The sequence below is a fragment of the Streptomyces sp. NPDC050121 genome (assembly GCF_044460385.1).
In the GTDB taxonomy this organism is placed as follows: Bacteria; Actinomycetota; Actinomycetes; order Streptomycetales; family Streptomycetaceae; genus Streptomyces; species Streptomyces soliscabiei.
Genome location: NZ_JBITJV010000066.1, coordinates 1 through 22,513 on the forward strand (window position 1 = coordinate 1; position 22,513 = coordinate 22,513).

Annotated in this window: 24 protein-coding genes; 13 read left to right on the plus strand and 11 right to left on the minus strand. The window is 72.2% G+C overall.

All coding sequences use genetic code 11. From position 1 onward, the window contains the following. Window positions 1-440 precede the first annotated feature (440 nt). The gene (locus tag ACIBTS_RS46675; RefSeq protein WP_399327720.1) at window positions 441-2,090 is read right to left on the minus strand and encodes a FadD3 family acyl-CoA ligase; all 1,650 of its coding nucleotides are present in this window, start codon (window positions 2,088-2,090) and stop codon (window positions 441-443) included. Between the two features lie 135 nt (window positions 2,091-2,225). On the opposite strand from ACIBTS_RS46675, the gene ACIBTS_RS46680 reads away from it, so the two are divergent. The 3 genes from ACIBTS_RS46680 to ACIBTS_RS46690 are packed head-to-tail and all read left to right on the plus strand — an operon-like array spanning window position 2,226 to window position 4,614. Next, window positions 2,226-3,374, plus strand: a complete 1,149-nt coding sequence (locus ACIBTS_RS46680; RefSeq protein WP_399327662.1) for a lipid-transfer protein — start codon at window positions 2,226-2,228, stop codon at window positions 3,372-3,374. A gap of 41 nt (window positions 3,375-3,415) precedes the next feature. Further along, window positions 3,416-3,832 carry a Zn-ribbon domain-containing OB-fold protein gene (locus tag ACIBTS_RS46685; protein ID WP_399327664.1) on the plus strand — a complete coding sequence of 139 codons (417 nt, stop codon included), beginning with the start codon at window positions 3,416-3,418 and terminating at the stop codon, window positions 3,830-3,832. Further along, the gene (locus ACIBTS_RS46690) at window positions 3,829-4,614 is read left to right on the plus strand and encodes an enoyl-CoA hydratase/isomerase family protein (protein ID WP_399327666.1); all 786 of its coding nucleotides are present in this window, start codon (window positions 3,829-3,831) and stop codon (window positions 4,612-4,614) included. Before ACIBTS_RS46685 ends, ACIBTS_RS46690 begins: the two co-directional genes overlap by 4 nt. Before the next feature lie 70 nt (window positions 4,615-4,684). Here the strand turns inward: ACIBTS_RS46690 and ACIBTS_RS46695 are convergent, their stop codons facing one another. The 3 genes from ACIBTS_RS46695 to ACIBTS_RS46705 form a co-directional block, all read right to left on the minus strand. Next, window positions 4,685-5,263 (minus strand): hypothetical protein, encoded by a 579-nt coding sequence (locus ACIBTS_RS46695; protein ID WP_399327668.1) that lies wholly within the window; start codon window positions 5,261-5,263, stop codon window positions 4,685-4,687. 171 nt (window positions 5,264-5,434) lie between these two features. Continuing rightward, window positions 5,435-7,882: a PQQ-binding-like beta-propeller repeat protein gene (locus ACIBTS_RS46700; RefSeq protein ID WP_399327670.1), complete on the minus strand. Its 2,448-nt coding sequence runs from the start codon at window positions 7,880-7,882 to the stop codon at window positions 5,435-5,437. A gap of 277 nt (window positions 7,883-8,159) precedes the next feature. Then, window positions 8,160-8,915: a VOC family protein gene (locus ACIBTS_RS46705; protein ID WP_399327672.1), complete on the minus strand. Its 756-nt coding sequence runs from the start codon at window positions 8,913-8,915 to the stop codon at window positions 8,160-8,162. Between the two features lie 144 nt (window positions 8,916-9,059). Between ACIBTS_RS46705 and ACIBTS_RS46710 the strand changes: the two genes are divergently transcribed. Further along, window positions 9,060-9,695 carry a TetR family transcriptional regulator gene (locus tag ACIBTS_RS46710; protein ID WP_079661609.1) on the plus strand — a complete coding sequence of 212 codons (636 nt, stop codon included), beginning with the start codon at window positions 9,060-9,062 and terminating at the stop codon, window positions 9,693-9,695. A gap of 380 nt (window positions 9,696-10,075) precedes the next feature. Here ACIBTS_RS46710 and ACIBTS_RS46715 read toward each other — a convergent pair whose 3' ends face one another. Beyond that, complete coding sequence (locus tag ACIBTS_RS46715) at window positions 10,076-10,552, minus strand: nitroreductase/quinone reductase family protein (RefSeq protein WP_399327674.1); 477 nt, start codon at window positions 10,550-10,552, stop codon at window positions 10,076-10,078. Further along, complete coding sequence (locus ACIBTS_RS46720) at window positions 10,549-11,742, minus strand: acyl-CoA dehydrogenase family protein (RefSeq protein WP_399327676.1); 1,194 nt, start codon at window positions 11,740-11,742, stop codon at window positions 10,549-10,551. The genes ACIBTS_RS46715 and ACIBTS_RS46720 overlap by 4 nt, the downstream gene beginning before the upstream one ends. A gap of 83 nt (window positions 11,743-11,825) precedes the next feature. On the opposite strand from ACIBTS_RS46720, the gene ACIBTS_RS46725 reads away from it, so the two are divergent. From ACIBTS_RS46725 to ACIBTS_RS46750, 6 genes are all read left to right on the plus strand, one after another. Further along, window positions 11,826-12,995 (plus strand): thiolase C-terminal domain-containing protein, encoded by a 1,170-nt coding sequence (locus tag ACIBTS_RS46725; RefSeq protein WP_399327678.1) that lies wholly within the window; start codon window positions 11,826-11,828, stop codon window positions 12,993-12,995. Between the two features lie 41 nt (window positions 12,996-13,036). Further along, window positions 13,037-13,441 carry a hypothetical protein gene (locus tag ACIBTS_RS46730; RefSeq protein ID WP_399327680.1) on the plus strand — a complete coding sequence of 135 codons (405 nt, stop codon included), beginning with the start codon at window positions 13,037-13,039 and terminating at the stop codon, window positions 13,439-13,441. 203 nt (window positions 13,442-13,644) lie between these two features. Next, complete coding sequence (locus tag ACIBTS_RS46735; protein WP_399327682.1) at window positions 13,645-14,649, plus strand: expansin EXLX1 family cellulose-binding protein; 1,005 nt, start codon at window positions 13,645-13,647, stop codon at window positions 14,647-14,649. Between the two features lie 135 nt (window positions 14,650-14,784). After that, the gene (locus tag ACIBTS_RS46740; RefSeq protein WP_399327684.1) at window positions 14,785-15,117 is read left to right on the plus strand and encodes a DUF2568 domain-containing protein; all 333 of its coding nucleotides are present in this window, start codon (window positions 14,785-14,787) and stop codon (window positions 15,115-15,117) included. Window positions 15,118-15,309: 192 nt separating this feature from the next. Beyond that, window positions 15,310-15,960: a GPP34 family phosphoprotein gene (locus tag ACIBTS_RS46745; RefSeq protein ID WP_399327686.1), complete on the plus strand. Its 651-nt coding sequence runs from the start codon at window positions 15,310-15,312 to the stop codon at window positions 15,958-15,960. 52 nt (window positions 15,961-16,012) lie between these two features. Beyond that, entirely contained in the window at window positions 16,013-16,681 is a 669-nt protein-coding gene (locus ACIBTS_RS46750; RefSeq protein WP_399327687.1) for a pyridoxal 5'-phosphate synthase, read from the plus strand. Window positions 16,682-16,700: 19 nt separating this feature from the next. Here the strand turns inward: ACIBTS_RS46750 and ACIBTS_RS46755 are convergent, their stop codons facing one another. Together ACIBTS_RS46755 and ACIBTS_RS46760 are read right to left on the minus strand one after the other, a co-directional pair. Beyond that, window positions 16,701-16,850, minus strand: a complete 150-nt coding sequence (locus tag ACIBTS_RS46755) for a hypothetical protein (protein ID WP_399327689.1) — start codon at window positions 16,848-16,850, stop codon at window positions 16,701-16,703. Between the two features lie 171 nt (window positions 16,851-17,021). Further along, the gene (locus ACIBTS_RS46760) at window positions 17,022-17,537 is read right to left on the minus strand and encodes an ATP-binding protein (protein ID WP_399327691.1); all 516 of its coding nucleotides are present in this window, start codon (window positions 17,535-17,537) and stop codon (window positions 17,022-17,024) included. A 270-nt stretch (window positions 17,538-17,807) separates the two neighbouring features. Between ACIBTS_RS46760 and ACIBTS_RS46765 the strand changes: the two genes are divergently transcribed. Together ACIBTS_RS46765 and ACIBTS_RS46770 are read left to right on the plus strand one after the other, a co-directional pair. Continuing rightward, the gene (locus ACIBTS_RS46765) at window positions 17,808-18,659 is read left to right on the plus strand and encodes a helix-turn-helix domain-containing protein (protein WP_399327693.1); all 852 of its coding nucleotides are present in this window, start codon (window positions 17,808-17,810) and stop codon (window positions 18,657-18,659) included. A gap of 10 nt (window positions 18,660-18,669) precedes the next feature. Continuing rightward, window positions 18,670-18,861, plus strand: coding sequence for a hypothetical protein (locus ACIBTS_RS46770; protein ID WP_399327695.1), 192 nt, complete (start codon window positions 18,670-18,672; stop codon window positions 18,859-18,861). Between the two features lie 7 nt (window positions 18,862-18,868). Here the strand turns inward: ACIBTS_RS46770 and ACIBTS_RS46775 are convergent, their stop codons facing one another. The 3 genes from ACIBTS_RS46775 to ACIBTS_RS46785 form a co-directional block, all read right to left on the minus strand. After that, window positions 18,869-19,729, minus strand: coding sequence for a GNAT family N-acetyltransferase (locus ACIBTS_RS46775; protein ID WP_399327697.1), 861 nt, complete (start codon window positions 19,727-19,729; stop codon window positions 18,869-18,871). Between the two features lie 92 nt (window positions 19,730-19,821). Continuing rightward, the gene (locus ACIBTS_RS46780) at window positions 19,822-20,427 is read right to left on the minus strand and encodes a GNAT family N-acetyltransferase (protein ID WP_399327699.1); all 606 of its coding nucleotides are present in this window, start codon (window positions 20,425-20,427) and stop codon (window positions 19,822-19,824) included. An 89-nt stretch (window positions 20,428-20,516) separates the two neighbouring features. Next, entirely contained in the window at window positions 20,517-20,948 is a 432-nt protein-coding gene (locus tag ACIBTS_RS46785) for a Zn-ribbon domain-containing OB-fold protein (protein ID WP_399327701.1), read from the minus strand. 254 nt (window positions 20,949-21,202) lie between these two features. Between ACIBTS_RS46785 and ACIBTS_RS46790 the strand changes: the two genes are divergently transcribed. Further along, on the plus strand, window positions 21,203-22,393 hold the full coding sequence (locus ACIBTS_RS46790) for a flavin-containing monooxygenase (RefSeq protein ID WP_399327703.1): 1,191 nt from the start codon (window positions 21,203-21,205) through the stop codon (window positions 22,391-22,393). The last annotated feature ends 120 nt before the right edge of the window (window positions 22,394-22,513 follow it).

Below are 22,513 nucleotides of genomic sequence, written 5' to 3' on the forward strand. Positions count from 1 at the left end.
CGCCAAGCCCGCCCGGCGTGCTGGCGAGGCGCGGATGCGGCCGTCAACGCCGGGTCAGTACGCAGGGGGCCGAAGGGTCTGCCCACCTGGGACACCCGTTCCTCCCCCGGCCGCCCGCTCGCTTCTCACCCGTGCTGGAGCCGGCCGAGTCAAGGGTGGGCCGCAGGCCCATCGGCGAAGCCGACGCGGAGCCGAAGGCGTAGCGCCCTTTACTCGGGCGGTGGAAGCACGACACTGGCCAAGAAGCGGGCGGCCCCGACGGCCACGCCTCCAACAAGGGCTCACCTCAACTCCCCCAACCCCCGCCCTCACCCCCTCCTCCTCCCACCTCCCTCCTCCTCCCACCTCCCTCCTCCTCCCACCTCCCTCCTCCTCCCACCTCCCTCCTCCTCCCACCTCCCTCCTCCTCCCACCTCCCTCCTCCCCTAACCCTCCTCCCCTCACCCTCGCCCCGCGCGCCCCCGCAGCTCCCCCTTCACCACCTTCCCGCTCGCGTTGCGTGGCAGTTCGGGGACGAACTCCACCGCCCTCGGGACCTTGTAGTTGGCCATTTCGCGGCGGGACCAGGCGATCAGGTCCTCGGAGGTGGAGGTCGCGCCCGGGCGGCGGACCACGTAGGCCTTGCCGACCTCGCCCAGTCGGGCGTCGGGGACGCCGATGACCGCGACGTCGGCGACGTCCGGGTGCAGGCCCAGGAGTTGCTCTATCTCCGCCGGGTAGGCGTTGAAGCCGCCGACGATGAACATGTCCTTGAGGCGGTCGGTGATACGGAGGTTGCCGGCGGCGTCCAGGACACCGACGTCGCCCGTGCGCAGCCAGCCGTCCGGCGTGAGGGCTTCCGCCGTCGCCGTCTCGTCCTCGTAGTAGCCGCGCATGACGTTGAAGCCGCGGACCAGGACCTCACCCGGCGCGCCCGGGGCGAGGGCGGCGCCCGTCTCGTCGACGACCTTCACCTCCGTCCCGGGGATCGCCCGGCCCGACGTCGAGGCGATCACCCTCGGCTCGTCGCCGCGGCGGCACATCGTGACGATGCCGCTGGCCTCCGAGAGGCCGTACGCCGTCAGGACCGTCCGCACGCCGAGCTCGTCCCGCAACCGCTCCACCAGGCGCAGCGGGACGACCGCCGCGCCCGTCACGACCAGCCGCAGCGCCGACAGGTCGTAGGAGGCGCGGGAGGGATGGTCCAGGAGCAACTGGTGCAGTGTCGGCGGGCCGGGCAGCACCGACACCCGTTCCGAGGCCACGTTCGCGAGCACCGCGTCCACGTTGAACACCGGCTGCGGGATCATCGTCGCGCCCCGCATCAGACAGGCGATCACGCCCGCCTTGTAGCCGAAGGTGTGGAAGAAGGGGTTGACGATCAGGTAGCGGTCGCCGTGCCGCAGCCCCGCCAGGTCGGACCAGATGCCGTACGCCCGCAGGGTCTGCGCGTGCGTGATCACCGCGCCCTTCGGACGGCCCGTCGTACCCGAGGTGTAGACGATGTCCGACGGCCACTCCCCCCGCACCGCGTCGGCCCGCGCCCGCACCTGCGCCGCCCCCACCCCGTCCCCGCTCGCCAGGAAGTCCTTCCAGGTGCGGAAGCCGACCGGCGCGTCGTCGGACAGGACCACCGCCTGCTCCAGCGCGGGCAGCCCGGGCAACGGGCCCGAGCCCGGCCCCTCACCCGCCGCCCGTCGCAGCGACGCCACGTACGACGTGCCGAGGAACGTGCCCGTGACGAACAGCAGCCGTGCCCCGCTCCTGCGCAGCACATACGCGGCCTCCGCCCCCTTGAACCGCGTGTTCAGCGGCACGAGCACCGCCCCCGCCGACACCGCGCCCAGCGCCGCGACCATCCACTCCAGCGAGTTCGGGGCCCAGATGCCGACCCGGTCCCCGGCCCGCATCCCGCCCGCGACGCACGCCGCCGCGGCACGTTCGACCCGCGCGCCGAGTTCGCCGTAGGAGATCCGGGTACGGCCGTCCACCACCGCCTCGGTGTCCGCGTACCGCTCGGCAGCCGAGCGGACCAGCCTCGCGATGCTGTCCCACTCGCCGTAGGTGCCGTCCCGCGCTACGTCGTCTTCTCCGCCCGCGTCTCCGCCCACGACTTCTCCACCCACGGCTTCTCCGCCCACGACCGGCCTCCCGTGCCCGCCCCACTCCACTAGCTGACGACCCGTCAGATTAGCTGTAACCTGACGTCCTGTCAGCTCACTCGTCCCCTCAGCGGAGGTGCAGCAGTGACCGGGCTCAAGGACGCCACCGCCGTCGTCGGCATCGGACAGACGCTGTTCGCCAAGCACCTCCCCGAGGACGAGCGGACCCTCGCCTGCCGTGCCGTCCTCGCCGCCCTCGACGACGCCGGGATCGCCCCCGGCGAGGTCGACGCCCTCGCCTCTTACACCATGGAGGAGACGGACGAGGTCGAGCTGGCGAAGGCCGTCGGGTTCGGCGACCTGACCTTCTTCAGCAAGGTCGGATACGGCGGCGGCGGCTCCTGCGCGACCGTCGCCCACCTTGCCGCCGCCATCGCCTCCGGCCAGGCCACGGTGGGAGTGGCGTGGCGCTCGCGCAAGCGGGGCAGCGGGCCGCGCCCGTGGACCAACACGGCCGTCCAGCTCGCCACCCCGGCCCAGTGGACGCGCCCCTTCGGCCTCCTGCGGCCCGTCGACGAGATAGCCATGCTGGCCCGCCGCTACCTGCACGAGTACGGCGCGACCCGCGACCACCTCTTCAATGTCGCCCTCGCCTGCCGCAACCGCGCCAACCAGAACCCCGCGGCGATCATGTTCGACCGTCCCCTCACCCGCGAGATGTACATGACCTCCCGGTGGATCAGCGAGCCCCTCTGCCTCTACGACAACTGCCTGGAGACGGACGGGGCGTTGGCCTGCGTGGTCGTCAGCAGCGAGCGGGCCCGGGACTGCCGGCAGCGGCCCGTGTACGTCCACTCCGCCGCCCAAGGCCTGCCCGCCCAGCACCACGGCATGGTCAACTACTGGAACGACGACCCGCTCACCGGCCCCGCCTGGGCGGCCGCCCGACACCTGTGGAAGCACGCCGACTTCACCCCTCAGGACGTCGACGTCGCCCAGATCTACGACGCCTTCACGCCCCTGGTCCCCCTCTCGCTGGAGGGCTACGGGTTCTGCGGCCGGGGCGAGGGCGGCGCCTTCACCGAGCAGGGAGCCCTGGAGACCGGCGGACTGCTGCCCCTCAACACCGGCGGCGGCGGGCTCAGCGAGGCCTACGTCCACGGGTTCAACCTCATCAACGAGGGCGTGAAGCAACTGCGCGGGACCAGCACCGCCCAGGTCCCGGACGCCGCCACCTGCCTGGTCACCGCGGGCGAGGGCGTCCCCACATCCGCCCTCCTGCTGAGGAACTGAGGACGCAAGAACCGAGGACCGAGGAACCGAGGGAGCCGAACATGCTGAGCCCCGTCCCCGACGCCGACGGCGCCCCCTTCTGGCGGTACGCCGCCCAGGGCGAACTCCGCGTCCAGGCCTGCGCCGACTGCGGCGAACCACGCTTCCCGCCCCGCCCCTGCTGCCCGCACTGCCAGTCCTTCGCGAGCGAGTGGCGGCCGGTGTCGGGCCGCGGCCGCATCTGGTCCTACGTCATCCCGCACCCGCCCCTCCTCCCCGACTACGCGGCGCAGGCGCCGTACAACGTGATCCTCGTCGAACTGGCCGAGGCGCCCCGGATACGGCTGGTGGGAAACCTGGTGAGCGGGCCGGGGGCGCCGCTGAACTCCGCCTCCCTCAGCCGCGTTCGGATCGGCGCCCGGGTCCAGGCGGTCTTCGACGGTGACGGCCTGCCCCAGTGGGTTCTGGAGCGGTCATGAGTGCGGCAGCAAACGTGCGCCTCGACATCGACAAGGACACCGGGGTGGCCGTCGTCACCCTCGACCGGCCGGCCCGGCTCAACGCCATCGATCTCGACACGGTCCGTGAACTGCAGCAGATCTGGCGGGAGTTGCGCTTCGACGACTCCGTACGGGCCGTCGTCCTCACCGGTGCCGGCGGGCGGGCGTTCTCCAGCGGGCTCGACCGGGACGCCGTGGTGCCGCAGCCGGCCTCCCCTTATATGCAGGACGATCCGCTGCTCACCGTCGGCCCCAAGGCGAACGACCTGTGGAAGCCGGTCGTGGCCGCCGTGGAGGGAATGGCCTGCGGGGGCGCCTTCTATCTGCTCGGGGAGTGCGAGTTCGTCGTAGCGGGTGCCGACGCCGTGTTCTTCGACCCGCACACCACGTACGGCATGGTCAGCGCGTACGAGTCGGTGCTTCTCGCGCAACGGATGCCGTACGGGGAGGTCGCGCGGATGATGCTCATGGGGACGGCGGAACGGATCTCCGCCCGGCGTGCCTTCGACGTCGGTCTCGTCTCCGAACTCACCGACACGGGCGGGGCGTTGAGGGCCGCCGTCGCCTGCGCCGCAGTCGTCGCCGGGTATCCCCCGGCCGGCGTCCAGGGCACCGTACGGGCGCTGTGGGCGGCGAAGGAGGCGGCCCGCGCGATGGCGTTCGCGCAGGCGCCCCATCTCATCTCCCTGGGCAATCTGCCGACCGAGCAGCAGGCGGAGCTGTTCGCCGGGCGGCGGGGCGGCGGGTTCCGGGTGCGGTGAGCGGCCGTCAGCCGGATCCGGCGCTTCGCCGGGCGGCGGGGCGGCGGGTTCCGGGTGCGGTGAGCGGCCGTCAGCCGGATCCGGCGGGTGCGTACGGCTCCGGGGCGCAGTGGTCGACCTTCGTCGCGACGGCTGGGTCGGACAGGTCGACCTGGAGCGTCGTCGTCTCGTTCCCGGCGACGTAGGTGTCCGCGTGCTGCTCTTCCACCCGGGTGGAACCGGCGTCGAGGAAGTCGACCGTGACGGTGAAGTGGGCCCCGGTCGCGTTGGGGTTGGTGACCTCGACCGTCGCGTATGCCCGGGTGGGCGTCGCGCAGTCGATCAGTTTCACCGTGGCGTCCCGGAGTGTCGTGGACGCGTCCGAGGAGCCGCTGTCGCCGTACGTGCCGTCGGTGGTGGTGTCGTCCGTGGTGGTGTCGTCATCGTCGTCGTAGTCGTGGTACCGCGAACCCGAAGTGCCGCCGCTCGCACCGCTGCTCGACGACGAGCTGTCGTGGTCCTGGCCGGAACTGCTGCACCCGCCGCCACCGCCGCCGCCACTGTGGCTGCTGCCGTGACCGTGGCCCCTTCCCGTCGAGAAACCGGTCAGCGCCAGTACGACGAACACCGACACCGCGGTCAACCTGAACTTCTGCCCCCGTCGATCCATACCGACAGCCTAAGCACGCCCTGTCACGACCATGTCACCGCCTGGCGACCGCCCCATCCCCGGCGTAGCGTCTGCGGTGGCGGCCGCCGTCTGGATCCCCTTCCGTGCACCCGGCACGACGGCCGTCCCGGTACCCGGACCGGCACAGCCACCGGTACCGGTACTGGTGGCTTACGCCGTTCGGGCCGTGCCCGTGCCCTTCTCCGCGTCCAGCGCGTACACGCAGCGGTCCTTGCTGCACGCGTACACGACGCCGTCGCGGACCACCGGTGAGCCGGTGATCTCGCCGCCGGTCGCCAGCTTCCAGCGCAGCCGGCCGTCGTCGGCCTTCAGGGTGTAGAGGAGGTGGTCCGTGGAGCCGAAGTGGATACGGCCCTCCGCGACCGCCGGGGCGCCCACGATGTCGCCGCCCGCCTGGAACCGCCACTTGGGCGTGCCCGTGACGGCGTCCAGGGTGTACAGGCCCTTGCCGCTGCCGACGTGGACGTGGCCGGCGGCGACGAGGACGGGGTCGACGGACGCGCGGGACTCCGTCGCGATGCGCCAGCGGTCGCGGCCGTCGGTGGCGTCGATGGCGTACACCGTGCCGAGGTAGTCGGCGAGGTAGACGCCGCCGCCCGTGACGGCCGGGCCGGGCACGAAGGTCGGCGCGGACAGGAACACCGCCGGGGCCTCGAAGTGCCAGCGCACCATGCCGCTCGCGACGTCGACGGCGAGGACGCGGGTGCCGGCGGAGAGATAGACGTAGCCGTCGGCGGCGGGGGTGACGCGGACCGGGACGCCGCCGCAGGAGGCGGTGTCGCCGATGGGGTACGACCAGCGTTCGTCACCCGTACGGGCGTCGAGGGCTCTGAGCCGGGCGTCCTGCCAGACGAAGACCGTGCCCTCGTGGAGCGTCGGCCCGGCCTCCGGGGACTCGAAGTCGGTCTGGCAGCCGCTGATCTCCCAGAGCTTCTGCCCGCTCGAGGCCTCCCAGGCCTGGACGCCGCCGCCGCGGGTGCCGGTGACGACCGTGCCCCGGTCGGCCTTGAGCGAGTACACCCAGGCGTCCGTGGACAGCCGCCACAGGTCGCCGCCCTCGCGGGCGTCCAGCGCGAACAGGGTGGGGCCGTCGGAGGCGTGGACGCGGCCGTCGGCGACCGCCATCGACCAGGCGACGTCCCGCGTCTTGAAGCGGCGCCGGCCGGTGGCCACGTCCAGGGCGTGCACCTCGAAGGAGGTGACGTAGACGAGGTCCCCGGCGACCGACGGCGTGCCCCACACGTCGTTCGACATGCGGAACCGCCAGGGCCGCCAGCCCGCCGGGGTCTCCGGGGGCGCGCTCTGGACGGCGGGCAGGGCGGTGTCGGCGCCGTTGACCCCGGGGTGGAGGCGGGACCAGTTCGCGACCAGGCCGGGCTCGGCGACCGGCGCCTTCACGGCGGCCGTGGCGCGGACGTCGGCGACGCGCGGACCGGGGCCGATCGGCACGGCCGCACCCGCCAGCCGGACGGGCCCGGTGTCGGGGGCGCCGACGACGACGGCCGCGGGCGGCTGCGCCGGGCGGGAGAGGACCACGGGGTCGTGGGACGGCGGGGGCGGTACGGCCTGCGCGGCGGGCCCGCGGCCCATGGCCACGCCACCCCCACCGCCGGCGTTGCCGCCTCCGCCGATGTTGCCGCCCGCGAAGCCGCCGCCCGCTCCGCCGCTGCGGGGGCCGGCGGGGGCCGGCTTCGGCGCCGGACGGCCGCCGCGGCGCGTCTCGATGAGGGTGACGGCCTTCTCGGGCAGCCACGCCGACGCCGTACCGCTGTCGTCGGAGCCGGAGCCGAAGAGGTGGGGGGCGAGCTGGGCCTGGAGGTCGGCGGGGTTGGGGCGGGCCGTGGCCTCCATCTGCATACAGGACTCGATGAGCGGCCGCAGCTCGTTCGGGAGGCCCTCCAGGTCCGGGCCCTCGCGCAGCAGCATGAAGACGGTCTCGACCGGGTTGGCGCCGTGGAAGGGCGGGTGGCCGGTGGCGGCGAAGACGAGCATCGAGCCGAGCGAGAAGACGTCGCTGGCGCCGGTGACGCTGCGCGAGTCCTTCGCCTGCTCGGGGGACATGTAGGCGGGGGTGCCGACAGCGACGTTCGTCATCGTCAAACGTGTGTTCGAGACGCCGGACGCGATACCGAAGTCGATCACGCGCGGGCCGTCCTCGACCACGAGCACGTTGGACGGTTTCAGGTCACGGTGGACCAGCCCGGCGCCGTGGATCGACTGGAGGGCCTCCGCGACGCCCGCGGCCAGCCAGCGCACCGCCTGGGCCGGCATCGGCCCGCACTCGTTCACTATCTCTTCGAGGGAGGGCGCGGGCACGTACGCGGTGGCCAGCCACGGCACGGCGGCGCGCGGATCGGCGTCGACGACCGCGGCCGTGTAGAAGCCGGAGACCGCCCGCGCCGCCTCCACCTCGCGCGTGAAACGCACCCGGAAGAGCTGGTCCTCGGCGAGCTCCGTACGGACCGTCTTGATCGCCACGCGCCGGCCCGAGGCCGAGCGGGCCAGATAGACCAGCCCCATGCCGCCGGCACCCAGCCGTCCCAGCACCTCGAACGGCCCGATCCGCCGAGGATCGTGCTGCGTCAGCTGATCCACCACTTGCCTGCCACCTCCCCGTACGAGCCGCGTCACCCACTTGTGTACACGGCCCCGTGCAGCGTCTCACCACCGCACCGCCATGGCGGCACGCACCCCGATTCTTCCTGGCCGGGCGGCTGGTTGCGAACCCGGGGGCAATCTGGGTGTCTTATTTCATATGCGGGCAAAAAATACTCACCCTGGGACAAACCTGCCGGTGAGGAGCCGACCAGCGGAGGGCGAGGGGCCGGTGAGCGGCCCGTGGGCGGCCGGTGAGAGCGGGCCGCTGAGCGCGCGCTCAGCGCTGGAGCAGCGCGAACGACGCCCCCTGGCTGTCGGTGACCACGGCCACCGTGCCGTACGAGGCGGTGAACGGCCCCGCCTGCACCCGCCCGCCGAGCCGGCTCACCGCGCCGAGCGCCTCCTGGCAGTCCTCGACGCCGAAGTGGACGAGGAAGTGCGGCGGCATCACCTCCGGGAAGACGTCGCCGACCGGGGCGCGGCCGAAGTCGGGGGCGGCGCCGGGGCCGAAGAGGGCCGCGTGGAAGAGGTTCCCGTAGAAGGTGTTGGCGGCCTCGGTGTCGCGGGCGTAGAGCTGCGCCCAGGCGAAGGCGCCGGGGCGGTGCCGGACGCCGAAGCCGAGGTGGCTGCCGGGCTGCCAGAGCCCGAAGACGGCGCCCTCGGGGTCGGCGGCGAGGGCGCCGGTGCCGAGCCCGTCGACGGGCAGCGGGGCCATCACCACCTGGCCGCCGGACGCCTGGATCCGCCGGGCGGTCGACTCTGCGTCCGGGGTCGCGAAGTACACGGTCCAGACGGTGGGCATGCGGCCGTCCGTCTTGTGGGCGAGCGCGGCCACGGGCTCTCCGTCCAACCGGGCCCACACGGAGTCGCCCTGGCCCTCCGGCCGCTCCTCGAAGGTCCACCCGAAGAGCTCACCGTAGAACCGCCTGCCCGCGTCCACGTCGGGGAGCTGGGCGTCCACCCAGCAGGGGACGCCCTCCGGGAATCCTCCGGGGGGTCCCGCCGCGTACACCGATGCCCTGTTTTCGGCCATGCAGCCAAACTAACGTCGGTCCACGCGGCGCGCAGACCCGGCGCGACCAGGCACACCCGTCTCCGTACCCCCGCGCACCCCATTTGCAGTCGGCCGAATAGCGCTCCGATCACCCCTCGGTAAGCTGACGGCATGACAGGACAAGTGCGTACCGTCGACGGCCGCGTGGCCGGTCGGCGCGGGCAGGCGACGCGGCAGAAACTGCTCGACTGCCTCAGCGAGATGCTCAGCTCCTCCCCCTACCGGGACGTCAAGGTCATCGATGTCGCCCGGAAGGCCGGTACTTCGCCCGCGACGTTCTACCAGTACTTTCCCGACGTCGAGGGCGCCGTCCTGGAGATCGCCGAGCAAATGGCCGCCGAGGGAGCCGAGTTGACCGAGCTGGTCGCCGGCCGGTCGTGGGTCGGCAAGGCGGGCTGGCAGACGGCGCAGGAGCTCGTGGACGGCTTCCTGGAGTTCTGGCGGAAGAACGACGCGATCCTCAGAGTCGTCGATCTCGGCGCGGCGGAGGGCGACAAGCGCTTCTACAAACTCCGCATGAAGATCCTCAACTCGGTGAACAACTCCCTGTCGGACGCGGTCGCCGAGCTGCAGTCCAAGGGCAGGGTCGACAAGGACGTGAACCCGGCCGCTGTCGCCGGTGCGCTCGTCGCGATGCTCGCGGCGGTCGCCTCACATCAGAAGGGCTTCACGACGTGGGGTGTCAAGCAGGCTGAACTCAAGCCGAACCTGGCGCTGTTGGTGCACCTGGGCATCACCGGCAAGAAGCCGACGAAATAGCCCGCCCCCTACTCTTTTTACCGTCAAGTCCTGTCTGCCAGGCGGCAGTTCACGCCAGTGAGCTGCCGCCTGCCGCGTTGCCGACGACGCCCGTGGCCGGGCTGCCGACGACACCGGCCCGCTAGGGCCTGTCCGGCGGATCAAGTCGCAGACGCGAGGATTGGCACGCCCTCCCCCACTCTCGGCTGCGCTCGAGCGGGAGGTGCCCCCACCGGCGTTGTCGTCAGTTGCCGACTCCCCCACTCTCGGCTGCGCTCGAGCGGGGGGACCCCCATCGCGTCGACGCCCTCCTCCGCCTTGCAGGTGGACGCACCATTCCCCGCCCACCTGCGTCGATCAGGCGCCGCTGCTTTCCTGTGACTTGATCCGCCGGACAGGCCCTAGCTACTTCTGGGGAGGATCCGGAACAGCCGGATCTCCCGCTCCACGCGCGCCTGATACGTCGCGTACGGCGGCCAGAACGCCAGCAGTTCCTTCCAGACGGCGGCTCGTTCCTCTCCTGTCAGCAGCACGGCCGTCACCGGAACGTCCGTGCCCTTCCAGTTGATCTCGGCGTCGGGGTGGGCGAGGAGGTTGGCGGTCCAGGCGGGATGCCCGGTGCGGCCGAAGTTGGAGCCGATCAGCACCCAGCTCCCGCCGCTTTCCTCGGGCATGCAGGCCAGCGGCGTCCGGCGCGGCTGCCCGCTCCTCGCCCCGGTTGAGGTCAGGATCACCCCTGGCAGCAGTTGGGCGCTGAGCAGCACCTTTCCCCGGGTCAGGCGGTGGACGGCCCGGTCGAGGGCGGGGACGACATGCGGGGCGACCTTCGCGAACGCCCGCGTCGAGGAGACCTTCTGCACCAGTCGGACGCCGATCACACCGACACCTCCGCCCGCTCGAAGAGCCGGGCCTGCCCGGCGGCATGGGCACGGAGCCGGTGCACGGGCCCGAACAGCAGCTCGTCGCCGGCGGCCCGTTTGAAGTACAGGTGCGCCTCGTGCTCCCAGGTGAACCCGATGCCGCCGTGCAACTGGATGCCCTCGGCGGCGGCACGACGCAACGCGTCCAGCGCCTGAGCGAGGGCAAGACCCCCGACCCGCTCACTCTCACCCTCCTGGCCTGTTGCCCAGGCGGCGTAATAGGCGGCGGACCGGGCCGCCTGGACCTGCACGTACACATCCGCCAGCCGATGCTGCACCGCCTGGAAGGACCCGATCGCCCGCCCGAACTGCTCCCGCTGCTTGAGGTACTCGACGGTCCGTTCCAGCGCCCGGTCGGCGGCCCCGACGGCCTCGCAGGCGACGAAGGCGGCGACGAAATCACCGGCGCCGGACAGGGCCGCCGGAACATCCGCCTCTTCCTCCCCCAGCAACTCGGCGTGCACATCACGGAGTTGGACCCGCCCCTGCGGGCGGGTCGGGTCAAGTGCCGTCTGCCGGGTCCGTACGAGCCCGGAGGCGTCCCCCGCCACCAGGAACAGCAGGGTGCGCGACCGTGCGAACCCCCCGGCGTGGGCGGCGACGACCAGCAGTCCGGCGCTGTGCCCGTCGAGCACCTGCGCGGCCTCCCCGTACAACCGCCAGCCGTCCTGCGTGCGACGGGCCTGGACGCCCCCCGCCCGCCCGCCGCCGGACCAGTCGCCGCCGCTGGGTCCGGTCAGGGCGAGGGCGGTCGCGAGGGCGGGGGCCGGGACGGCGAGGGCGGCGGTCAGGGTGCCGTCGGAGATCCGGGGCAGCAGGCCGGTGCGCTGGGCGTCGGTGCCGAGGGCGAGGATCAGGGGCGCGGCGAGGACGGAGGTCGCCAGCAGCGGCGAGGGCGCGAGGGCCCGGCCGGTCTCCTCGGCGGCGAGCACGAGGTCGGTGCGGGGGCAGCCGACACCGCCGTAAGGCTCCGGGAGGGCGAGTCCGGGCAGGCCGAGCTGTTCGGCGAGTGCGGTCCAGAGGGCGGGATCGTGGCCGTCGGGGGTGTCGAGGGCCGCCCGCAGGTCGTGCGGGCCGGAGCGTTTGTGGAGGAGTTCGCGCAGTGTGCGCCGGATCTCGCCCTGCTCGGCGGTGAAGTTGGGGTCCATGGCACTTCCCTCCGCATCTGACGGTCCGTCATATTAGGAGTCCGGGAACGAGATGCACAGAGGGAAGAGGGAGGTGGCCCCTCATGGCCGCGGGAAGCCGGAAGGTGGCGGTGGTGGGCGTGGCGCTCTCCGACTGCGGGCGGGTGGACGAGGCGACCCCGTACGCCCTGCACGCCCAGGCGGCTCGCCGCGCGCTCGCGGACGCGGGACTGGAGCGTTCTCGGGTGGACGGCTTCGCCTCCGCGGGCCTCGGCACGCTCGCCCCCGTCGAGCTGGCCGACTACCTGGGCCTGCGCCCCACCTGGGTCGACTCCACCTCGGTGGGCGGCGCGACCTGGGAGGTCATGGCGGCCCACGCGGCCGACGCGATCGCCGCGGGCCACGCCGACGCGGTGCTCCTGGCCTACGGCTCGACGCCCCGCGCGGACATCAGGGCGGGCCGCCGCACCGGCACCTTCGCGTTCGGCGGGCGCGGCCCGCTCCAGTTCGAGGTCCCGTACGGCCACACGCTCATCGCCAAGTACGCGATGGCCGCCCGCCGCCACATGCTCCAATACGGCACGACGATCGAGCAGTTGGCGGAGGTCGCGGTCCAGGCGAGGGCGAACGCGGCCCTGAACCCCGAGGCGGTGTTCCGCGACCCGATCACCGTCGACGACGTCCTGGCGGGCCCGATGATCGCCGACCCGTTCACGAAGCTCCACTGCTGCCTGCGCTCCGACGGCGGCGCGGCGCTGCTGCTGGCCGCCGAGGAGTACGTACGCGACTGTCGTACGGCCCCGGTGTGGATCCTCGGGACGGGCGAGCACGTCTCGCACGCCTCGATGTCCGAGTGGGACGACTTCACGGTCTCGCCGGCGGCGGTGAGTGGCCGGTTGGCGTTCGAGCGGGCGGGGGCAGCGCCGCAGGAGATGGACTTCGCCGAGATCTACGACGCGTTCACGTACATGACGCTGGTGACCCTGGAGGACCTGGGCTTCTGTGAGAAGGGCGAGGGCGGCGCGTTCGTGGAGAAGGGCCGGCTGCTGACCGGCGGGGAGCTGCCGGTGAACACGGACGGCGGCGGCCTGTCGGCCCAACACCCGGGAATGCGCGGCCTGTTCCTGCTGGTGGAGGCGGTACGGCAGCTGCGGGGCGAGGCCGGGCAACGTCAGGTGCGGGGCCGCGACGGCGGCCTGCCCCGCCTCGGAGTGGCCTCCGCAACCGGCGGCTGGTTCTGCTCCTCGGGGACGGTGGTACTGGGCCGGGACTGAACCGGAACCCGAAGAGGAGACTCTCCTGCCAGTCTTCTCCCATGTCCGCACGCAACCGAAGACTGCCCAGGGACCGCGCCTGGCCCCTGACCGCCAACGACATCACCGAGTTCCTCGGCGCCGCCATGGCCCACGTCACGGACCTGGAGTTCCTCACCGGGCACGACAGCGGCACCATCGTCCTGGGCGCCGCATGGATCGCTCCCCACCCCCGCAACTACGGCCGGGGCGTCCACCCGGACACGGTCGGCGTCCGCATAGACGTCCACCCGGTCGCCGCCGCCGAACGGGCCGCCACCCGCGCCCTTCTCCGCGCCGAGGCCCTCCCCCAGCTCCTGGCCTGGATCGAGCAAACGACCACCGCCGACGAAACCTGGCGCCTGACCCCCCACCAACACCACTGGCACCTCACCCACGGCCACCTCACCCACGCCGACGAAGCCTGAACGACGAAGCCTGAACGGTCCCCGGGGGTGGCGTCCCGGGCTGGGGTGGCCGCCTGCTGACGTCCGCCGACTGAGGGAGCATCGAGGTCCGACTGCCGCGGCAACCTTTTCGGACCCGGCGGCCACTGAGGAGTAGGCGGCTTCCGGCCCTCGGAAGCCGCAACTGCCGGACATGCTCCGCCGAACCGCGTAAGGATTCATCCGTGGCATCCTCCTCGCACCGCCGACCCCGCCGCCCAGAGCGCCGCCCCGAGCGGCGCACGGGCCGTGTCCCCATGGTGACCGTGGTCGCCGTGGCGGCCGTAGCGCTCGTCGTGTCACTGGTCGTGGCCTTCCGCCCCGACGGCGGGGGCGACGACGGGGCGGGCACGGTCAAGCCGGTGGCCGGCGCCCAGGCGAGCGGGTCGCCGAGGGCGGCGGCCACGGCGGCATCCGCGTCGCCGAAGCCTTCGACGGCGTCTTTGACGGCGAGCCCGACGGCCGGCGGGACGACGTCGCCGTCCGCCACCCCGTCCAAGTCCAAGCGGCCCGCGGCCAAGCCCGCCGCGCCTGCCGCGGACGCCGCCCGGACGGCGTCCGGCTCGGCCCCGCGGGCCGGCCGGATCCGGCCCGGCGCCAGCTACCAGGGCATCGCCACCGCCTACGACATCGGCAACGGCAACGGCGCCTGCTCCTACGGCCCGACCTCGGACGTCATGACCGCGGCGATGAACACGGCGGATTACGAGACGTCGAAGGCGTGCGGCGCGTATGTCCTGGTCCGTGCGGGGGGCGGCGCGTCCATCACGGTGCGGATCACCAACGAGTGCCCGGCGCCCTGCCAGCCTGGCCAACTCGACCTGAGCCGACAGGCCTTCGCCAAGCTCGCTCCGCTCTCGGCGGGCCGGATCCCGGTCACCTGGAGCCTGCTGAGCCCGGCCACGTCCGACACGATCTCGATTCGCTACAAGACCGGCTCCAGCCAGTACTGGTGCGGCATCCAGGCGATCGGGCACCGCAACCCGCTGGCCCGCCTCGAGGTCCGCGCGAACGGCTCCTGGCTCGCGCTGCCCCGCACCGGGTACAACTACTTCCTCTCCGAGCAGGGCCGCGGATGCGGCGCAACGATCAGGCTCACCGACATCTACGGGGAACAGTTGACGGTCGAGGGGATCGCCGTGCGTGCGGAGGCGGTGCAGTCGACCCGGGTCCAGTTCACCCGGCACTAGACGGGCAAGTCCGGTGTCTGGTCTGCTTCTTGAACCTCCCGTGTCGGTCTTGATCACGTAGGGGCTACGACGGAAGGAATCGCGCGTATGTCGTCCGGGTATGGGTTTCACCCGTTGGCTCTCGGTGTGAGGTTCGTGCTGGAGCTGGTGGCCCTGGTGTGCTTCGGGGTCTGGGCATGGATTACCGCGCCTGATTCCCTGCGATACGTCTTCGTGGTTGCCGTTCCCCTGGTCGTGGCGGTGCTGTGGGGAGTGTTCGCCACCCCGGACGATGCGTCCCGGTCCGGAGGGACGGTGATTGCGACACCTGGTCCGCTGCGGTTCGTACTGGAGCTGGCTGTGTTCTTCGGTGGTGCGGCGGCGTTGTACGCGGCGGGATCCCACACGCTCGCCCTGACGCTCGCCGGTGCGCTGGTCGTGTACCACCTTCTGTCGTGGGACCGGATTCTGTGGCTGCTCAGGCATTGAGTCCGCCCCGCCCGTACGGGTCGCGCCGCGGTCATACCGGCGTGACACTGAGGTGGTGGGTTGCCGCGAGCCCATGTGCCGGGGTCTGCCGCGACTTGTCCAGCTCCCGGACGGGCAAGCGTTCCGCCGTTCGCCCCGTCGGCCGCCCGCAGGTGAGACAGGCGCACGCGGCGGACGGCTGGAGGTTCAGCGATGCACGACTGGCCGCCCACCTCTTTACCCGAGGACATGGTGCTGATCTGCACGGATCCGGCGAGCGCCGTCGTCAAGCGCCTGCGGCTCAACGCGCGGGTCCTCGCCGGTGCGGTGCTGCTCGAACTCCTGCTGCGCAGCGCGATCACCGTCGACGCGAAGCAGATCACCGGTGTCCGGCCGCTGCCGCTGGGTGATCCGTTCGCGGAACGCGTCCTGGCCGAGATCAGCGACACGCGGCCGAGCCGCTCGTCGCTTCGACTGACCCGCTGGGTGCACAAAGCGTCCGGGAAGGTCGACCGGGCCTACCTCGACAGGCTCACCGCACGCGGCTTGCTGTACGCCCGGCGCCGACGCATCCTGGGCGTCTTCCCGTCCACCACGTGGACCGCGGTGAATCCCGGCTGGTCCCTCCACCTGGCGGCGCGCGTCGACCACGCCGTGCGGCCGGAGGCATACGGTCCGCCAGGGGTCGGCGATCTGTATCTCACAGCCCTGATCGATGTCTTCGGCCTGAGCCGGCGCCTGTATCCCGGCCGGGACAACCATCACCTGCGCCGCCGGATCACCGATGTCAGCCGCGCCAACCCGATCGTCAACGCCGTCCGGCAGGTGCTGGCGGCGGACGCGAGAAGGCGCTCCGACGACTGAGCGACGCGGCCGGCTGGGGTCCGGCCGCCGCGCCACGCCGGATACTCGGAGCATGGCCACCGATCTTCATGAGCTGCTCAGGACTCTGCGGGTGTGGGACCCGAAGGTGACGAACCTGCCGTCCTTCGACCCGGCGTCAGCCCCCGACGCCCCCTTGCCCCTCTTCACGGACTGGTTCGCGGAGGCGGTAGCCGCCGGGGAGACCGAGCCGCACACGATGACCCTGTCGACGTCGGACGAGGAGGGCCTGCCGGACGCCCGCATCGTGATGCTGCACGGCACCGACGCCGACGGCTGGGCCTTCGCGACCCACGCGACCAGCCGCAAGGGCCGCGAACTCGCCGCCCGTCCCTACGCAGCGCTCACCTTCTACTGGCCGGTGCACGGCCGCCAGATCCGCCTCCGGGGCCCGGTCACCGTGGCCCCGGCCGAGGAGGCGCAGACGGATCTGCACGTCCGCTCGACGGGCGCGCTGGCCGCTGCGCTGACCGGACGGCAGAGTGAAGTGCTGGGCTCGGTGGAGCAGTTGGCGAGGGCGTCGGAGGAGGCGTGGGACCGGGCGTCCCGGGAGCCGACGTCGGAGGCCCCCACCTGGACCCTGTACCGCCTACGCCCCGACACGGTGGAGTTCTTCCAGGGCGACGCGAGGCGACGACACGTACGGCTGGCGTACCGACGGGAGACGGCCGGGAGGTGGACCAGGGAACTGCTGTGGCCGTGAGCGGCGGGACGTCTGCGATTCAGGCGGCGCGCTCCTCGAACACCACCGTGTTGTGCCCGTCGGAGACGACGCGCAGATCCACGGTGACGTCCAGCGCCGCCGCCAGTCTGACCAGCAGGTCCGCGGTGAGCGGCAGCATCCCGCCGAGCTCGACGGGCCTCCACGTCACCGGAGTCCATCCCAAGACGCTGACCCAGAGCTGCCTGGGTCAGCCCCAGGGCCATCCGACGATCGTGCACCAGCTGCCCCAACGCAAGCGCCAACCGAATCTGCTCCCGCTCGGCGACGACCTCCGGGGGCTCGGCATGGCCCTCGGTAGCCCGCCGTTGACGCGACGGCGTCACCCCGACGAGCGTCCGTCGCGGAGGTAGCCGCAGGCTCCCGCGCGGGGCAGTACCGCCCACATGCGGGTGCCGCCGCCCGGTTCGCGGCCGCCGCCGATGCCCCAGTCCCCGCGACAGGTCCGCACCACGCGGTCCAGCACGCGCAGGGACACCCGTCGGGACAGGTCGCAGGCGGCGCCCAGGCGGGCGTGGGCGTGGCGGGGGTGGCCGTCGTAGAGGGTGACGCGCAGGGCTTCGTCGCGGTAGCGGAGTGACACGTACACGTTGGCGGTCGTGGAGAAACGGCAGGCGCAGGCGGCCAGTTCGCTCACCACCTGCACGGTCGCGTCGGTGGCCTCGGCGAGGTCGTGCGCGTGGAGGATCGTCCGGGTCGCCGCACGGGCGATGCCGGGACTTCGTGGGGTGGCGGGCAGTGTGAGGCTGTAGGCGAGGGCCTCCGGGCGGGCCGGTGAGAAGGGGGCATCGGCGGGGGCGAGGGTCGGGGACTGGCAGGACGCGGTATCGAGGTGCACGGCAACTCCCTTGTGTAAGGAGGAGGTTGAAACTCCCGGTGACCCGTCTCCTTGGCGCGGGCCCACCCCTCCCAGGGGAGGAGATGACGGGCGGGCAGGCGTGATGCGGTTCCGGGACGGTCGTGACGGCTCTGTGGTCGACCTGTTGCAGACTGTAGGGGAAGCGCGTGGAACGTTGCCACCAAATCAACGGACTTACCACCAATACGGGTGGACCGATGCAGCGCAAAGGGGGCAGACTGGCGCCGCGACCACTGGAGGAACTGACACATGCCGCCAAGGGCAACACCCAGCGAGCGCCAGAAGCGACTGGGTGCCGAGCTGCGAAAAATGCGCCTCGCAGCACAGGTGACCACGGAGTACGCCGCAGGGGTCCTCGGGATCGACCGGACGAAGATCTCCAACATCGAGGCCGGCGTCCGGATCATCACGCCCGAACGTCTACGGACGCTCGCCTGCAACTACGAATGCCGCGACCACGCGTACGTCGACGCGCTGGCCGACATGGCCGCCGACAACACGCGGGGCTGGTGGGACACCTACCGGGGCCAACTCCCCGCAGCCCTCATGGACATCGCGGAGTTGGAGTGGCACGCCCGGCGCATACGGGCCGGCCTGGCCATGCACGTTCCGGGTCTCCTCCAGACCGACGCCTACGCCCGCACACTCTTCTCCGCCGCCCTGCCTCCCCTGTCCCCGGGTGAAGTCGAGCTCCGCGTGGCCCTGCGTATGCAACGCCAGCAGGTGCTGCACCGCGACAACCCCGTCACCTACGTCGGATACGTGCACGAGGCCGCCCTGCGCGTCGAGTTCGGCGGCGTCAAGGTCATGCGGCCCCAACTCGAACGCCTCTGTGAACTGTCCGAGCTGGAGAACATCGAGGTCCAGGTGATCCCGTTCCGGGCCGGAGCCTTCCCCGGCGCCGGGCAGGCCGTGATCTACGCCGAAGGGCCGGTACCTCAACTCGACACCGTGGAACTCGATTCGGCCCACGGACCCGAGTTCCTGCACGGTCAGTCCCAACTCGACAAATACCGCGCGCACCTTGACTGGATGGATGCGGCATCACTGCCGTCCGCCGGCTCACGCGACTTCATGCACAGCATCGCCAGCCACCTCTGAGGAGCCCACGATGAACCAGATCACCTGGGAAGACCCCTTCTGCGCCGAGGGCGCCAACTGCTTCCGCATAGGCACCGACCCCACCGGCAACGCCTACATCGCCGTCGCCGGCCAGGAGGACACCCCCCTCACCGACACCCACGACGCCCTCCGCGCCCTCATCCTCGAAATCAAGGCAGGCAAGGCGGACCACCTCCTCTAACGCCCCTTCACGCGAACGCGTACACCGCGAAGTCCGCCACCGGGCGGTAGCCGATTCGTCGGTAGAGGCTGTTGCTGGTCGGGTTGGCCAGGTCGGTGAAGAGGAGCACCTCCGCCGCGCCCGACGCCAGCGCGGCGCGGCTCACCTGTGCCGTCGCCGCGCCGGCGTAGCCCCGGCCGCGCAGCTCGGCCGGGGTGTAGACGGGAGCCACCCTGATCTGGCCGGCCACCTGCGGGGTGGCGCCGGCCATGGCGACGGGGGTGCCGTCGGCCGTCTCCCAGAAGGTGATTCCGCCATAGGCGATCCGGGAGTCGGCCCAGGCTCCGCTGTCCTGGGCGGCGCCCGCGCCGACCTGGTCCATGAACTCGTCGTACCACCGGACCAGTCGGGCGCGGTCGGCTGCGGTGGCGACGCGCGCGCGGCCGGGAGGGGGCGGCTTCGGGTACGTCAACTCACCCAAGCGGTGGAGGCGTTGGCGTTCGTTCAAGTGTGGCTCGGCACCTGTCCGCCGCTGCCAGGCCTGCGCGAAGGCGGCCGCGGTGTCGCGGTCGGCGGAGACGCCGGGCAGGCGGTGACCGAGGGAGGCCAGCCTCGCGGCCAGGGCGTCGGCCTCCTCCGCCGTCAGGGAGGTGGGGTAGATCCGGTGCGGGGGCGTGCGGAAGAACACGGCGCGGATCCCGCCGTCCCCCGAGTCCAGCGTGCCGAAGAGGGGATCGCCGTCGCCGTACACGTGCAGGCCCCTGCGCCGCAGGCCGTCGGTCACGGTCAGCGGGACCGTGTGCAGGGCGGGGCGGGAGTGCAGGAAGTCACCGGCGCTGTCGAGGAACGCGTCGAGGTCGTGGGTGAGGTGCCAGTCGTCGGGGCGCATGACTCATCGTCGCGCGCGGGCGCCGCCCCTCGCCTGCCAATTACCTCACCCGCACCAGCCGCTCCGCCCGCTCGCCGCCAGCTGCATCACCCTCACGGAAACTCCGGCTCCGCGTCCGCTGCCAGGCGGCCGTGCAGGTGGACGTCCCGGTACGCGTCCCTGCGGCCCGACTCCCACATCGCGCCGCGCAGCGTCCCCTCGTACGGGAAGCCGCACCGCTCGGCGACCCGGCACGACGCGTGGTGGCCGAGCGCGTGGCCCAACTCCAGGCGGTGCAGGCCCGCTTCGTCGAACGCCCAGCGGGCCGCGAGGAGGAGGCAGCGGGTCGCCGCCTGCCTGCCGCGGGCCTCGGGAAGGATCCAGTACCCCACGTTGCCCGACCTCTGGATTCGGTCGATCATGTTCACGGACACCGATCCGAGGATCGTTCCGTCCTCGTCGTCCGTCACGCAGAAGTTCACGCTCGTCCCCGCGGCCGCGTCCGCCGCCTTCGCCCGCAGCGACTCCAGTGCGCCGTCGGTGTCCGTGATGGTGCGCAGCGGCGTGTTCCAGCGTATGAACTCCGGGTCGAGGTGCCCGCGCAGCCAGGCGTCCACGTCGGCGGCGGACTCGGGGTCCCAGAGCCGGAGACGGAGGCCATGGCCGTCGAGCACGGGGGCGGGCGGGGGAGCCGCGTACGGCTGACGAATATCGGTCATCCGTTCATTGAACACCCGACCGAACGCTCGGCATCCGAAGGCCCGAAGGCCCGAGGGAGGCCCGAGGGACCGGCGCGCTACCCGCCCGCTCAGACCCTTGGCCTGAACACCGGCACACCCTCCCGGAACACGACCTCCAGCTCCAGCCCCGCCCGCAGCTCCCGTCCCTGCCCCGGTGCCGATCCCGACCCCTCGCCCACCACCTCCGTGGACATCCGCGGCCCCTCCGCCAGGTCGACGACCGCCGCGACGTACGGCGTCCGTTCCCCGAAGGGCGGCAGGTCGTTGCGGTGGACGACGGACCAGGTGTAGAGGGTGGCCAGGCCGCTCGCGTCCTCCCAGGTCACGTCCTCGCTCCAGCAGTGCGGGCAGAACTCCCGGGGGTAGTGGTGGGCCCGCCCGCACGCCCCGCAGCGCCGGATCAGCAGCCGGCCCTCGGCGGCCGCGTCCCAGTAGGTGCGGGTGAAGGCGTCGGCCTCCGGGACGTCGTAACGCACCTCAGCGCGCCGGATCGCATCCATGAATCTGACGGTACGTCAGATCATCTGATCCGGGAAGTCCACCACGACGCCTCACCCGAACGCACCCGGGCCAGGCGTCGCCCCCTTCCCGGCCCGCCGCGCCCGCCCCCGGCCCGCCGCCTTTTCCCGACGCTCACAACCGGGTGGCCTACGTCACAAGCCCCACCCACACCTCCCCCACACGTGATCGATCCGCAACCAATTCCCCTCTTGACCGAGACCCATCAACCGCGCGCGTGATTACGCTCGCGCTCATGGAAGACTCCGCACCCCGCCCGGCCCCCCGGACGATCACCACCGCGAACCCGGCCGACCGCCCCGTCTACGTCATCGGCGGCGGCCCCGGCGGTCTCGCCACCGCGTATGCGCTGCGTGCCCAGGGCATACGCGCCGTCGTCGTGGAGAAGGCCGACGGGGTCGGCGCGTCCTGGCGGCGTCACTACGACCGGCTGCATCTGCACACCACCCGCCGCCTCTCCGCCCTGCCGGGGCTGAAGATGCCGCGCCGGTTCGGCCGTTGGGCGGCCCGCGACGACGTGGTGCGGTACCTGGAGAAGTACGCCGAGGTCCACGAGCTGGAGATCGTCACCGGCGTCGAGGTCACCCGGGTCGAGCGCACCCCGGACGGCGCCGGCTGGCTGCTGCACGCCACCGGCGGACGCGAGCTCGTCGGCTCGGCCGTCGTCGTCGCCACCGGCTACAACCACACCCCGCACCTGCCGGACTGGCCCGGCCGCGAGACGTTCACCGGTGACCTCGCGCACGCGTCCGGCTACCGCAGCGGCAAGGAGTACGCCGGCCGGGACGTCCTCGTCGTCGGCGTCGGCAACACCGGCGCCGAGATCGCCGTCGACCTGGTGGAGAGCGGCGCGGCCCGGGTGCGGCTGTCCGTGCGCACGGTCCCGCACATCGTGCGGCGTTCGACGGCCGGGTGGGCCGCGCAGTACACGGCGGTCCTGGTACGGCGGCTGCCGGTCGGCCTCGTCGACCGGCTCGCGCGGCCGATGGCCAGGCTCAGCGTGCCCGACCTGTCGGCGCACGGTCTGCCCCGCCCCGACACGGGCCTCTACTCGCGCGTCAAGGACGGCGCCATCCCGGTGCAGGACGTCGGTCTGATCGACGCCGTCCGCAAGGGCAAGGTGGAGATCGTGGCCGCCGTGGAGAGCTTCGAGGACGGCGGCAAGATCGCGCTCGCCGACGGCGCCCGGATCTCGCCGGAGGCCGTCGTCGCCGCCACCGGATACGTCCGCGCCCTGGAGGGGCTGGTCGGCCACCTCGGCGTGCTCGACGACCGCGGGAGACCCGTGGCCCACGGCGCCCGCACCCCGAAGGACGCTCCCGGCCTGTACTTCACCGGCTTCACCACCCCCATCAGCGGCACGTTCCGCGAGCTGGCGATCGACGCGGAGAAGATCGCGAAGGCCGTCCGCCGCCAACTCCGTTAGCTCTCACCTTAGTTACGCGTGCGTCAGATGTGGCGAGAGCGTTGTCGTGCACCCGCGCACGGCACCAGAATGTGAGCCCTGTTCACCTTTCTGGCTCCCCCTCTCTTCCGGAGGACGCAC

Bases quoted from the DNA above. Each gene is read 5' to 3' on its own strand.
- ACIBTS_RS46730 (WP_399327680.1), top strand. From the start codon at position 13,037: ATGTCCGCACGCAACCGAAGACTGCCCAGGGACCGCGCCTGGCCCCTG.
- ACIBTS_RS46690 (WP_399327666.1), top strand. From the start codon at position 3,829: ATGAGTGCGGCAGCAAACGTGCGCCTCGACATCGACAAGGACACCGGG.
- ACIBTS_RS46775 (WP_399327697.1), bottom strand. From the start codon at position 19,729: ATGCGCCCCGACGACTGGCACCTCACCCACGACCTCGACGCGTTCCTC.
- ACIBTS_RS46750 (WP_399327687.1), top strand. From the start codon at position 16,013: ATGGCCACCGATCTTCATGAGCTGCTCAGGACTCTGCGGGTGTGGGAC.
- ACIBTS_RS46695 (WP_399327668.1), bottom strand. From the start codon at position 5,263: ATGGATCGACGGGGGCAGAAGTTCAGGTTGACCGCGGTGTCGGTGTTC.
- ACIBTS_RS46685 (WP_399327664.1), top strand. From the start codon at position 3,416: ATGCTGAGCCCCGTCCCCGACGCCGACGGCGCCCCCTTCTGGCGGTAC.
- ACIBTS_RS46770 (WP_399327695.1), top strand. From the start codon at position 18,670: ATGAACCAGATCACCTGGGAAGACCCCTTCTGCGCCGAGGGCGCCAAC.
- ACIBTS_RS46790 (WP_399327703.1), top strand. From the start codon at position 21,203: ATGGAAGACTCCGCACCCCGCCCGGCCCCCCGGACGATCACCACCGCG.
- ACIBTS_RS46745 (WP_399327686.1), top strand. From the start codon at position 15,310: ATGCACGACTGGCCGCCCACCTCTTTACCCGAGGACATGGTGCTGATC.
- ACIBTS_RS46780 (WP_399327699.1), bottom strand. From the start codon at position 20,427: ATGACCGATATTCGTCAGCCGTACGCGGCTCCCCCGCCCGCCCCCGTG.
- ACIBTS_RS46725 (WP_399327678.1), top strand. From the start codon at position 11,826: ATGGCCGCGGGAAGCCGGAAGGTGGCGGTGGTGGGCGTGGCGCTCTCC.
- ACIBTS_RS46765 (WP_399327693.1), top strand. From the start codon at position 17,808: ATGCCGCCAAGGGCAACACCCAGCGAGCGCCAGAAGCGACTGGGTGCC.
- ACIBTS_RS46720 (WP_399327676.1), bottom strand. From the start codon at position 11,742: ATGGACCCCAACTTCACCGCCGAGCAGGGCGAGATCCGGCGCACACTG.
- ACIBTS_RS46705 (WP_399327672.1), bottom strand. From the start codon at position 8,915: ATGGCCGAAAACAGGGCATCGGTGTACGCGGCGGGACCCCCCGGAGGA.
- ACIBTS_RS46785 (WP_399327701.1), bottom strand. From the start codon at position 20,948: ATGGATGCGATCCGGCGCGCTGAGGTGCGTTACGACGTCCCGGAGGCC.